Source organism: Pseudarthrobacter sp., from assembly GCF_036675385.1.
GTDB lineage: Bacteria > Actinomycetota > Actinomycetes > Actinomycetales > Micrococcaceae > Arthrobacter.
In genome coordinates this window covers 1-12,295 of sequence record NZ_JAKFFD010000001.1, presented here as the reverse complement: position 1 = coordinate 12,295, position 12,295 = coordinate 1, and the positions used below count along the sequence as shown (strand labels likewise).

General features: G+C 66.7%; 11 protein-coding genes. 6 read left to right on the top strand and 5 right to left on the bottom strand.

Translation table 11 applies throughout. From position 1 onward, the window contains the following. From V6M49_RS00055 to V6M49_RS00040, 4 genes are all read right to left on the bottom strand, one after another. On the bottom strand, positions 1–326 hold a 326-nt coding region (locus tag V6M49_RS00055; RefSeq protein ID WP_332759327.1), incomplete at its 3' end, for a DUF2264 domain-containing protein. Positions 327–354: 28 nt separating this feature from the next. After that, positions 355–1,062 carry a ThuA domain-containing protein gene (locus V6M49_RS00050; protein ID WP_332759325.1) on the bottom strand — a complete coding sequence of 236 codons (708 nt, stop codon included), beginning with the start codon at positions 1,060–1,062 and terminating at the stop codon, positions 355–357. Continuing rightward, entirely contained in the window at positions 1,059–2,210 is a 1,152-nt protein-coding gene (locus V6M49_RS00045) for a substrate-binding domain-containing protein (RefSeq protein ID WP_332759323.1), read from the bottom strand. Before V6M49_RS00045 ends, V6M49_RS00050 begins: the two co-directional genes overlap by 4 nt. Continuing rightward, positions 2,207–4,381 carry a heparinase II/III family protein gene (locus tag V6M49_RS00040; protein WP_332759321.1) on the bottom strand — a complete coding sequence of 725 codons (2,175 nt, stop codon included), beginning with the start codon at positions 4,379–4,381 and terminating at the stop codon, positions 2,207–2,209. The genes V6M49_RS00045 and V6M49_RS00040 overlap by 4 nt, the downstream gene beginning before the upstream one ends. Before the next feature lie 175 nt (positions 4,382–4,556). Between V6M49_RS00040 and V6M49_RS00035 the strand changes: the two genes are divergently transcribed. Genes V6M49_RS00035 through V6M49_RS00010 form a run of 6 tightly spaced genes read left to right on the top strand, consistent with a single transcriptional unit; the run spans position 4,557 to position 11,269 of the window. Continuing rightward, entirely contained in the window at positions 4,557–5,570 is a 1,014-nt protein-coding gene (locus V6M49_RS00035) for a hydroxyacid dehydrogenase (RefSeq protein WP_332759320.1), read from the top strand. A gap of 54 nt (positions 5,571–5,624) precedes the next feature. Further along, positions 5,625–6,908: an ABC transporter substrate-binding protein gene (locus V6M49_RS00030; protein WP_332759318.1), complete on the top strand. Its 1,284-nt coding sequence runs from the start codon at positions 5,625–5,627 to the stop codon at positions 6,906–6,908. Continuing rightward, the gene (locus V6M49_RS00025) at positions 6,905–7,843 is read left to right on the top strand and encodes a carbohydrate ABC transporter permease (protein ID WP_141139111.1); all 939 of its coding nucleotides are present in this window, start codon (positions 6,905–6,907) and stop codon (positions 7,841–7,843) included. Before V6M49_RS00030 ends, V6M49_RS00025 begins: the two co-directional genes overlap by 4 nt. Continuing rightward, positions 7,843–8,763: a carbohydrate ABC transporter permease gene (locus tag V6M49_RS00020; protein ID WP_332759310.1), complete on the top strand. Its 921-nt coding sequence runs from the start codon at positions 7,843–7,845 to the stop codon at positions 8,761–8,763. The genes V6M49_RS00025 and V6M49_RS00020 overlap by 1 nt, the downstream gene beginning before the upstream one ends. 5 nt (positions 8,764–8,768) lie before the next feature. Further along, positions 8,769–9,494: a hypothetical protein gene (locus V6M49_RS00015; protein WP_332759309.1), complete on the top strand. Its 726-nt coding sequence runs from the start codon at positions 8,769–8,771 to the stop codon at positions 9,492–9,494. An 8-nt stretch (positions 9,495–9,502) separates the two neighbouring features. Then, positions 9,503–11,269 (top strand): glycoside hydrolase family 35 protein, encoded by a 1,767-nt coding sequence (locus V6M49_RS00010; protein ID WP_332759307.1) that lies wholly within the window; start codon positions 9,503–9,505, stop codon positions 11,267–11,269. Between the two features lie 36 nt (positions 11,270–11,305). On the opposite strand, the gene V6M49_RS00005 is transcribed toward V6M49_RS00010, so the two are convergent. Continuing rightward, entirely contained in the window at positions 11,306–12,166 is an 861-nt protein-coding gene (locus V6M49_RS00005; protein WP_332759305.1) for an HAD family hydrolase, read from the bottom strand. Between the last annotated feature and the right edge of the window lie 129 nt (positions 12,167–12,295).

The following is a 12,295-nucleotide window of genomic DNA, read 5'->3' as shown; positions in this document are numbered from 1 at the left end:
GGATTCGCCGGGTCCGTGCCGGCGTCGAGGCCCCGTGCGTACCATTCCGCGATCCAGCCTGTACCCCCGGGGTCTCCGGCGATCCGGAAGGAGGCCAGCAGGAATGTCCGGGCGAACGCCTCCAGCGCATCGCTTCGCGGGCCGTAGGCGCTGTTGGCTCCGGGCAGATGGATGTTGGCGTGGTCCGCGGTGCCGTAGCGGTGGGCGGAGCGCAGCAAATGGTCGGCGTAGGCACACCAGTGCGCGCGGGTCAGGCCGGTGTAGGGCGAGAGGTCGCGGTCCAGCTCCGGCAGGGTCAGGACAGGGGGCGTCAGGGTGGATGGCATGGGGTCCTCGGGGTTGGACGGCTGGCGGTCAGGGTTGCTGGCCGGCGGTGAGCCAGGTGACGGCACGCAGCAGGATTTCGCGGTGCTCGGGCGACTGGTAAGAGGCGGCGTCATGGCCCAGTGCATCGTAAAACGTCCGCCCGGTCCGCCGGTCCAGGGACCACATGACGGGGTGTTCGAGGTCTTCGTGGGTGTGCGTCGCATGGATGGTGATGCCCGGCGCCGTGGCCAGGTAGCTGTAACGCTCGTCCGGCAGCTCGAAGTCTGCGATGCCCTCAACCACGGGGCCGGATTCCCGGCGAACGTGGATCTCGGCCGGTCCGTACGCCGGATGCATGGACGTTCCGCGGATCCAGCGGCCGCCCAGCGCGGCTTCCCATTCGGGGGAATCGAGGAAGCTCGTGGAGCTGACATGGCTCACCAGCAGGGGCCGTCCCTCCTCCAGCAAGCGCCGCAGTCCGGCCACGGCTTCCGGCGTCCCGGGTGAGGGCAGGTCATCCCGGGGCAGGCCCACATTGACTACCAGCAGGTCGGGGAGGCCAGCGCCGGCTCCCGGGGTGACCAGGCCGGCTAAGGCGGCATCGACGTCGTCAGCGGTCTCGACGCCGAACCCCGCCTCCCGGAGGAGGGCCGCCAAGGCGGCGGACGTCTCGGCGAACGGGTGCCACGGGTCTGCGTACCGCCCGGAGCCGGTCAGGAGCAGCGCCCGAGGCTCCGTCAGCCTGCCCGCCGTCACAGGGATTCCTGCAGCACGCCGGCGGAGGGCAAGCGCGGCCCGCCGATCGATGACTCGCGGAGGATCAGCTCCGGGTTCAGTTCGATCCGGTGCACCGGCCGCATCCGCCCCTCGGCGAGGCGGGCGGCCATCAGCTGGACGGCCACCTTCCCCACATACTGCTTGGGTGGCCGGACGGCCGAAATGGCGGGCTCGGCAAGGTAGGCCACTTCGTCGTCGTAGCCCACGATCGCCATGTCCCCCGGCACCTGGATCCCCCGGTCCACACAGTGCTGCACAAAGGCCACCGCCTGCGTGTCCGAATGGACCAGCATGGCCGTGGTCCCCGTTGTCCTGCACAGCTCCAGGACATGGTCGAAGTGCGCGGCGCGGTCGCCGTTGGGCAGTTTGGCCGAATCCTCGTGGACGGAGCCTGCCACCGGGATCTTCAGGGCCGCCAGGGCTTGGCGCCACCCACGCACCACGTGCGGGCTGGTGGGGCTGGAGGAATCGGCCAGGCAGCCAATCTGCCGATGGCCCTCCTGCCACAGGTGCCGGACAGCCATGCCGGCGCCGAACGCGTGGTCCGTGGCCACCCATTCGAGGCGGTGTGCGGGGTTTTCCCCCGGCGAGCGCCGTTCAGCGAGCACTACCGGAATAGGCAACGCGTTCAGCCAGCGGAGTAGCTCCTGCCCCACCTCACCGGTCAGGTCCGGGGCAACGATCAGCCCGTCGATGTTTTGCGTATCGAGCAGCGCCTGGACCTGCCTGCGGTTGTCGGCGGCATCGTAGGCAGAGCCGCGGACCAGGATCCGCAGGTTCTGCTCCTCCGCCTCCGCCCGGGCGCCGCTGATTACCTGGGGCCAGTAGTAGTCCAGCGAGGGAACCACCATCCCGATGGAGTAGCTGTGCTGCGGCGGACGGCCCGCGGTGGCCGACCGGTCCAGCTTGCTGGGCAGCGTGGCGCCGCCGTGGACGCGCGAGACCAGGCCCTCGTCGGCGAGGATGTTCACGTCCCGCCGGATGGTGAGCTCACTGACGCCCAGTTTCACGGCGATGCCACGGACCGTGATGGCGCCGTGGGCACGCAGTTCCTCCATCAGCCGCTCGCGGCGCTGGAGAGCGAACAGGGATTTCCCTGCCACCTCGGAAGGTTGGTCGGGGCTCATGATGTTGCCTCCACTGTCAGGGTAAATGCACCGGCGGCGCTGAATTCTGCGGGCAGGCGGAAGCGCAGCCGGGTCAGCCGCGCGCCCCACACGCCGGACAGCAAGGGGTCATCCAGTGGCCACTCATCCACGAGTACGACGGCGGCGGCCGGCTCCCAGCGCAGCACCGCTCCCCGGCCGTCCCCGGCCGACGATTCGTCGGCTGTCGGAATTCCGGTGGGCAGGATGACGGCGGAGCCGTCCCGGCCCAGGCGGATGGTGCCTGCCGCGAGGTAGGTGATGTCGACGTCGGACGTTAATCTTTTCGGCTCTGCGGTCTCCGGCGGGACGGCATGGTCAGGCGGGACGGCGCTGTCCAGCGAGGCTGCGTTGGCCGGGGAGATCGGAAGGTCCCAGCGGTCGACGACGACCACCCGCCGGGCTTCCCGGTCCAGCGAGGACGTTCTGACCCATTGCTCCGGGTGCAGTCCATAGGCCGCTCCGAGTGCCAGCCGGAGTGTGGCGTTCTCGGCGGTGGGTGCATGCCACACGGCCGCGGCGAAGTCCTTCCCGGTGCCCTGCTCCAGTCCGAACGGCGCCGGAACACTGTGCCAGGCACTCTGCATGGCACGGATGTCGTACCGGTCCGGGCCGAAGGTCTTGGCCGTGTAAGTGGGCTGGCCGGCGTCCACCAGCAGCGGAACGCCGTCAACCGCGACCACCACGGAGCCCACGTCGCGGTGGTTATGGTGCTCGCCGTTGTGCCCGCCCTTGGCCGCCAGCACCAGGCCTTGCGGGGTGCCCGCAGTCTCGCGGGCCACCATGATCTGCACCGACGGGAGATAGGTGAACGGAACCAGCGGCGGGGACTGGATCCCGGCGGTTCCGACATCCACGCGGGGCGGGTCCAGTCGGGGCGGGTCCAAGAGAGAGTGCAGGACCCGGCCCAGTCCCGCCGTCGCCTCCGGCTGGCCGGAAACGAACGAGGCAGCGTGCCGTGCGGCGTCCCGGTCGCCCAAGCGCACGGCCCAGCGGTGCAGCATGTCCCACGGCAACCCGGTGGCCGCCCGGGCCGGGCCGTCCGCTACGTTGAGAAACCAAGTTCCGCCCAGGTGCATGCGGTGCGGAAAGGCGACGAGCTGGCGGATCACCGGAAGGTCGACGTCGAGCGCCCCGCCGGTGGCTTCCTCCAGCAGCGCGAGGCCCTCCAGCGCCCGCCCGGCCCCGTTCCACCAATAGGCGAAGCCCTCGTCGATGGCCCCGTCAGCGGGGAGGGAGGCCAGGAAGCGGTCCAGGCCCTCGATGCACCGGGCAACCGTGGCTGCCTGCCGTTGAGGGTCATCCACCAGGAAAAGGGCCGCGGCAATCAGGTTGGTGTGGATCCAGGGGTTCCAGTTGTGGACATCACCGTCGAGCCCCAGCCAGTGCCAGTCCAGGCGTTCAAGGAAGGGGGTGATGGCGCGTTCGTGCGTTTCCTGACGGATCCTGCGGCGAAGGCCGGGTGCCCGGATGTCCAGGGCATCCCCCAGGACGTAGTCGGTCCACGCGAGCTGCGCGGCAACTTCGCCGGCCCCAAGATCCAGGTACGGCAGGGACTTGTCCGGCACCACCTCGCCGCTGCGCGTGAACACGTCATCATGCGCGGCCCAGCTCCAGGAACTCTGTTCGCAGAGCAGGTGGACGCCGTCGATCACCTCGTCGAGCCAGTCTTCGCCGGGTCCGGCCCCGGCGTCGGATCCTCTCCTGACGTCGGATCCGGCACTCAGCGCCATCACCACCGCCCGGGTCAGACGCTGTTGGCGTGCCGCCACCAGCCCTTCGTAGGCCGTGCGATTGCCATCCCGAAAGTACCGCGCATAGTGCGAGACCAGGGGCTGCGGCCAGGCGGTGCCTCGTTCCGTCATTGCCTGTGCTGCCAGACCGGCAAGCGCGGTGCCACCGACGCTGAGCCACGCCGCGTCACCCTTCGGCCGGACCCGGAGTCCGGGACGGCCTTGCCTGTTCGTCAGACCCCGCCCGTTCGGACGCCCGTTCGGACGCCCGTTCGGACGGCAGGCCCCGCCTGGAATGCTGGCCCCGCCTTTGGCGAGCAGACCCTCGAGGCCGGCGCTCGAAGCGCCGATTCCCCAGGCGTCTGTGAGGGGCCCACCACCGAGGACACGGGCCGAGGTGCTGACGGGCAGCGGATTCATTAAGACTCTTCTCAATTGTTCGAGTGTGATCGTTTCGGATCGAGACTGAACGGAGTGATTGAACTGTGGTGTTTATGAGTATGTACTGAGTTCCGGATGTGACGCAAGACATGAAATCGCACCTCGGGGCACCGCCCCCGGGGCACTGACAACAACCTGAAAGGAGGACCCCTGAATGTCGCCCAAGCCCAAAGCGCTGTTGGTTATGAATAGCGGAACTTTTGCAGACCAGTTTGATTCCACGCGTTTGCAGCGGCTGTCGGGACTCGTTGACCTGGGCGAACAGCCATGGACCGCTTCGCTGGATTCCCCGGAGCTGGCCGAGCGTTTGGCGAACGTGGAAATCCTGCTCACCAGCTGGGGGGTTCCGCTGCTCGCTCCCGAGCTGCTGGACCGGATGCCCAGCCTGCGGGCAGTTTTCCACTGCGCCGGGACTGTGCGCAGCTTCGCCACTGACGAGCTGTGGGAGCGGGGCATCCTGGTCACCAACGGCGCAGACGCGAACGCCATTCCCGTCGCAGAGTTCACGTTCGCCTCCATCGTCCTGGCCGGGAAAAAGGCCCACGTCCTGGCCAACGACGCCCGCACCCACCGGGACGACTGGAGCTACACCACCCAACGTGGCGAGCTCGGCAACATCGGGCGGGTCATCGGCGTGATCGGCTTCTCCCGGATCGGACGGCGAGTGGTCCAACTGGTCCAGCAACTGCAGGACGTCACCGTCCTGGTGAGCGATCCGCACGCGGACCCGTTTGCCGTCAAAGCAGCGGGCGGCCGGCTTGTTCCGCTCGAGGAACTCCTGCCGGCGTCGGACATTGTGAGCGTCCACGCGCCGGCACTTCCCGAAACCCGGCACATGATCGGGGCTCCGGAGCTTCGGGCCATGAAGGACCATGCAACTCTGATCAATACAGCCCGCGGATCCCTGGTGGACACGAAAGCACTTGAAGCTGAGTGCGCCACCGGCCGGATCCACGCCCTCCTGGATGTCACCGAACCCGAGCCGCTGCCCGCGGACTCCGTGCTCTACGACCTCCCCAACGTGATCATCACCCCGCACATTGCCGGTTCCCTGGGAACGGAAACCCGGAGGATGTCGGACGCGGCCCTGGATGACCTGGAACGGTACCTGACCGGACAGGAACTCCTCGCCCAGGTGGTCCACGACGACCTCTCCCTCAGCGCCTGACCCACACCACGCGCCGCAGCTGCGGCGGACATACCCTCACCTAAGGAGAACGCAATGAAGCGCACAACCCTCGCCGCGATCGCATTGGCCGTAACGGCCGGGCTCGGCCTGACCGGTTGCGGCGGCGCCGCCGGACCGGCGGAACCCCAGGGCCAGGCCGGCAAGACACGCCTGACTGTTTCCGTCTGGAACTACGAAGGGACCCCGGAATTCAAGGCGCTCTTCGACGCCTATGAAACAGCCAACCCCACCGTGGACATCGAGCCCGTGGACATCCTGGCCGATGACTACCCGCAGAAGGTCACCACCATGCTGGCCGGCGGCGACACCACCGACGTCCTGACCATGAAGAACGTCATCGACTACTCCCGGTACGCCAGCAACGGCCAGCTCCAGGAGATCAGCAGCGTGGTGGACGCACTGGATAAGGGCAACCTCGCCGGCTTGGACGCATTCGACGTCGACGGCAAGTACTACGCCGCCCCGTACCGCCAGGACTTCTGGCTGCTCTACTACAACAAGGACCTCTTCAAGGCCGCAGGCGTGGAAGACCCCGCCAACCTCACCTGGGATGAGTACGCCGCCCTGGCCCAGAAGCTGACCACGAAGGGCGCCGACGGCAAAACCTCCTATGGCACCTACCACCACATCTGGCGTTCCGTCATCCAGGCCATCTCTGCTGCCCAGAACGACGGCGACCAGATCGGCGGCGACTACGGCTTCTTCGAAGACCAGTACAACACCGCGCTGGACCTGCAGAAGAGCGGCGCCACCCTGGACTTCGGCACGGCAAAGAGCCAGAAGACCAGCTATCGCACCATGTTCGAAACCGGCCAGGCTGCCATGATGCCGATGGGTACCTGGTACATCGCCGGGGTCCTGCAGGCCAAGAAGGACGGCAAGACCAACGTCAACTGGGGCCTGGCTCCCATGCCGCAGAAGACCTCCGGCGGCAAGGTCACCACGTTCGGCTCACCCACGGCCTTCGCCGTCAACAAAAACGCCTCGCACTCTGATGAAGCCAAGAAGTTCATCGAGTGGGCCGCCGGCGAAGAGGGCGCCAAGGCCATCTCCAAGATCGGCGTCGTCCCTGCCCTGAAGAACGATGCCGTCACGGACGCCTACTTCAAGCTGGAGGGCCTGCCCACAGACGAACTGTCCAAGAAGGCCTTCACCCCTGACGAGGTTGCCCTCGAAATGCCTGTGAGCGACAAGTCCGCAGCCACCGACAAGATCCTCAACCAGGAGCACGACCTGATCATGGTGGGCGAACGCTCCGTGGCTGACGGCATCGCAGAAATGGGCAAGCGCGTCAAGAGCGAAGTCCTGGGCCAGTGACTACGGAAACACTCCAGCCGGAAACAGCCAAGGGGGCCCCGGCCGTCCACAGCCGGGGCAACCGGAAGCAGGCGCGGCGCAATACGCTGATCGGATGGACGTTCATCCTGCCGAACTTCCTGGGCTTCCTTGCTTTCACCCTCATCCCCGTGCTGGCGGCGTTTGCCCTGTCCTTTATGGAGTGGACCTCCTTCAGCGCACCGCGCTGGGTTGGCCTGGCAAACTTCCAGCGCATGGTGCAGAGCGATACGTTCTGGGTGGCCCTGCGCAACACGGTGGTCTACGCGCTGGGACACGTCCCGCTGACCATGGCCCTGGCCCTGGTGTTGGCTCTGCTCCTGAACCGGAAACTCAAGGGCATCGGCTTCTTCCGCGTGGCCATCTTCTTTCCCTACATCACCTCGCTGGTGGCTGTGGCCGTCGTCTGGAACATGCTCTTCAGCCCGGACAACGGACCGATCAACCAGCTCCTGCATGCTGTTGGAATTGCCGAGGCACCAGGCTGGACCTCCAGCTCGGACTGGGCCATGCCCGCCGTGATCATCACCAGCGTCTGGCGGGATATGGGCTACTACATGATCCTGTATTTGGCCGGGCTTCAGGCCATCCCCACCGAACTCTACGAAGCGGCAGAGGTGGACGGCGCCAGTCCCTGGCAGCGGTTCTGGAACGTCACCCTGCCGTCGCTGCGCCCCACCACGTTCTTTGTGGTGGTCATGCTGACCGTCTCCAGCTTTAAGGTCTTTGACCTGATTGTGGTGATGACCAACGGCGGCCCCGGGCGCGCCACCACGGTGCTGTCTCAGCTCATCTACCAGGAGGGCATCGGCGAAGGGAAGTTCGGTTACTCCTCGGCCATCTCGCTGGTGCTGTTCGTGATCGTCCTGACGGTCACCGTCCTGCAATTCAAGCTCCAACAGCGGAGGGAACGCTGATGACCAACCTGGCCGAAGACCTCAAAGCCGAGGCACCGTTCCGGGCGGGGGCCGCCCTCGCAGCGCGGCAGGAATCCCGCGGACGCTCGCCCCGCGAGCGCAAGGCGCGGGCCACCGACGCCGTCATCTACGCCGTGCTGGCGGTCCTGGTGGTGGCGCTCCTGGTCCCGTTCATCTGGATGCTCTCCTCCTCCCTGAAGGAGAACAACCAGGTCCTCACCGTCCCCATCCAGTGGATCCCCGCGGAGTTCGTCTGGAGCAACTACACGGACATCTGGACCCGCATCCCCATGATGGGCTACCTGCAGAACTCGCTGTACCTCGCGGTGATCATCACCTGCCTGCAGGTCCTTACCGGCTCGCTCGCGGCCTACGGCTTCGCGAAGGTCCGCTTCCCGGGCAGGGACGTGCTGTTCCTGGCCTACATCGGCACCATCGCGGTGCCGTGGCAGGCCTACATGGTGCCGCAGTACATCATGATGCAGCAGCTGGGGCTCACCAACAGCTTCAACGCCCTCATCCTGCTGCAGGCGTTCGGAGCGTTCGGCGTGTTCCTGATGCGCCAGTACTACATGACCATCCCCGATGAACTCTGCGAGGCCGCCCGCATCGACGGCCTCAGCGAGTACGGCATCTGGGCCCGGGTGGTCCTGCCCTTGTCCAAGCCCGCCCTCGCCAGCCTGGCCCTGCTGACGTTCGTGAACACCTGGAACGACTACATGGGGCCGTTCATCTACCTGACCAGCAACCGGCTGTGGACGGTCCAGCTCGGCCTGCGCTCCTTCGTGGGCCAGTTCGACGCCGAATACGCCATGATCATGACCGGGTCCGTCATCTCGGTGATCCCGATCCTGATCATCTTCCTGATCGGCCAGCGCTACTTCATCCAGGGCATCGCGACGAGCGGCATGAAGGGATGACTGTCGTGCGTGAGCGCATTGCACTTCAGCAGCGGCATAAGAGGGCAGGTCGCTTTTCGGGACCGGGTTTCGAGGCGTTCAGCAGCATCTTCGGGTTCGTTTACACGTTCCTGGCCGGCAATGTGATGCTGGCGCTGGCTAATGCCCCGCTGGTGCTTTGCCTGGCGTTGGTGGCTGACCCCATGGCCGCCTGGCCGTTCTTCCTGGCGCTTTCGGTGACGGTTCCGCCGTCGCTCGCCGGCCTGTTCGCCGCCTTCCAGGCACTGAACGACGACGGCGGCGCGGTTAAGCCGTTCGCTTCCTTCCTCCGCGGCTATGGGCGCAGTTTCCGGCGCACCGCGCCGCTGGGGCTGGCAGCCGTCGTACTGCTGCTGTTCCTCGGTGTGGACCTCGTGGCGGTCCAGTCGATGCCGGCAGCGGCGCTGCTGGTCCCCGTCATTGTGGCGGCCGCGGCAGCAACGGTGAGCGTGGCTGTGCTGGTGATTGCCGGCGTCGTACTTCTCCCGGATGCCCGGCTCAAGGGCCTGGTCAAGGCGTCCCTGTACCTGTGCGTCCAGCGCTGGTACCTGAGCCTGGCCATGCTGGTTCTGCTGGGCATCATCGCCTCGGCCGCGCTGCTCCAGCCGGTGCTTGGCGTGGCCCTGGCGCCGGCGCCCCTGCTGTTTGTGGTCTGGAGCAACGCCGCCTTCGCCTTCCATGCCGCCCTCCGACCAGCTCAGACGACCCCTTAGGACCTTCTTTGGATACCTTTGCCATCGGCGATCGCCACTTCCTGCTGAACGGCGAGCCCTTCCGCATCCTTTCCGGCGCCATCCACTACTTCAGGGTCCACCCGGATCTGTGGGAGGACCGGATCCGCAAGGCGCGGCTCATGGGGTTGAACACCATTGAGACCTACGTGCCGTGGAACGAGCACTCCCCCGCGCCGGGGACGTTCCTGGTGGAGGAACAGTTGGATTTGGGCCGCTTCCTGGATTTGGTGGCGGCGGAGGGCATGCGGGCCATCGTCCGGCCGGGACCGTACATCTGCGCCGAATGGGACAACGGCGGGCTGCCGGCGTGGCTGTTCAGCGACCCCACGGTGGGTGTACGAAGCAGCGAACCGGGCTACCTTGCCGCCGTCGGCTCGTACTTCGATGCCCTGCTGCCACTCGTGGTGGAACGGCAGGTGACGCGCGGCGGGCCGGTCATCCTGCTGCAGATCGAAAACGAATATGGCGCCTACGGCAGCGACAAGGCGTACCTGCAGTACCTCGTGGACCTGGTGAAACGCCACGGCGTGGACATCCCGCTGTTCACCTGCGACCAGCCGTTCGGCACCATGATCGAGGATGGGTCGCTGCCCGAGCTGCACAAAACCGCGACGTTTGGTTCGCGTTCCCTTGAGCGCCTTGCGTTCCTGCGCGAGCGGCAGCCCACCGGGCCGCTGATGTGTGCCGAGTTCTGGAACGGCTGGTTCGACAACTGGGGCACCCACCACCACACCACCGACGCCGCTGCTTCCGCCGCCGAGCTCGATTCGCTGCTGTCCGCGGGGGCGTCAGTGAACATCTACATGTTCCACGGGGGCACCAACTTCGGCTTCACCAACGGGGCCAACGACAAAGGCATCTACGAACCGACCATCACGTCGTACGACTACGACGCGCCGCTCAGCGAGGACGGACACCCGACCGCCAAGTACTTCGCGTTCAGGGACGTCATCGCCAGGCATTTCCCAGTGCCCGCCGAGGTCCCGGCTGCACGGCCGCTGCAGCCGGAGTCAGTGGTCACCGTGCGCTCGACGCTCCCGTTGCTCAGCGTCTTGGATGGTTTCGGTTCTGCCCCGGAGGTGGCAGGGCCGGTGCCGACCTCCGAAGTCACCGGGCAGTACCGCGGCTTCTGCCTCTACGAGTGCACCCTGGACCGCGGCGGCGTCCTGGCCTTCGGGGAGGTCCGCGACCGGGCGCAGTTCTTCCTCGACGGGCTCCCGCTCGGCACGCTCAGCCGCGAACTGGGCGAGCGTGCCATCGTGATCCCCAGCGGCGGAATGCTGCAGGTCCTGGTGGAAGACCAGGGCAAGGTGAATTACGGGCCGCGGATCGGCGAGTCCAAAGGGCTGATCGGACCGGCCGCGCTGGACGGCGATGAGCTCATCGGATGGCAGATCCGGGCCTTGGACCTGGAGTATCTGGACTTCGACGGCGCAGGTCCGTTCACGGCGTTGGCCGCGGAACTGGACGGATCCGGAGGAGTTGCCGGTCCGTCCCTGTCCTTCGCGACGTTCGAGGCAGACGGCCCCGAAGACCGGTACCTGCGCCTGGACGGCTGGACGAAAGGCAACGCCTACGTCAACGGCTTCAATCTGGGCCGCTACTGGAGCCGCGGACCGCAGCGCACGCTCTACGTGCCCGGGCCGCTCATCCGGAAAGGCCGCAACGTCCTGGCCATCCTGGAACTCCAAGGCAGCGCCACCTGCGACGTCCGCTTTGTGTCCGGGCCGGACCTCGGACCGGACGAGAAGTAGCCCACCCGGGGAAAGCCCGCAGTCGAGGAGTTAGCCCTACGGCAGGAGGCTGCGCAGCACGTGGGCGGCGCCGTCGTCGAACACGGAATGCGTGACCTCATCCGCGGCGGCGATGACTTCCTCCGGGGCCTGGCCCATGGCGACGCCACGTCCGGCCCACCCCAGCATTTCGATGTCGTTGCGGCCGTCGCCGATGGCCACGGTCCGGTGGGGTTCAGCCCCCAACTGGCCGCGGAGCCGTTCCAGCGCGCTGGCCTTCGTCACACCGGCGGCGGCAATGTCCAGCCACGCCGTCCATCCGACCGAGTAGGTGACGCCGGCAAGGCCGATCTCCTGGATGGTGGCGGTGAACTCTTCCGGGGTGTTTTCGGTGCTGAACACCACCAGGCGGACGGCCGTGGCTTCGAGCAGAGTCTGGAAGTCGACGCCGATGGCCTCCACGCCGAAGCTGGCGTCCTGGAATCGTTCCGTGGACAGGAAATTGCCGTCCTCGTCCTCCAGCGCATACTTCGCAGTGGGCAGCTTCTGCCGCAATGCCCGGAGCGCCGGGGCCGGATCGAAGGTGGCCTTGTGGATGATTTCGTAGCCGTCGGTCAGGTCCGGATCCAGCCGGAGGGTCACGCCGCCGTTGCAGCAGACGGCGTAGCCGCGGTCGATGCCGATCTGCTCGATGATGGGCAGCGTGGCGTTCAGGGAACGGCCGGTGGCGATCAGGACGTCGTGCCCTGCAGCCACCACGGCCTGGGCGGCCTCGCGGACGGGCACGGACATGTGGCCGTCGTGGTCCACCAGGGTTCCGTCCACGTCCAGGGCAACCATGAACTTGGTGGTGCTGTTTTCGCTTGCGATCCGCTGGTCATCGATGCCAGCGACTGTGGTTTCAGTCAATGTAGTCATACATCCAGTAGACCAGAGACCCCCTAAAACCGGCTAGGACGCAGGCCACAGCGCGCATGAACACCCGGTTAATACTCACAGGGTTATCCCCGGTGTGAGTGTTAACCTTCGGGACGCTGTCCGCCTCCC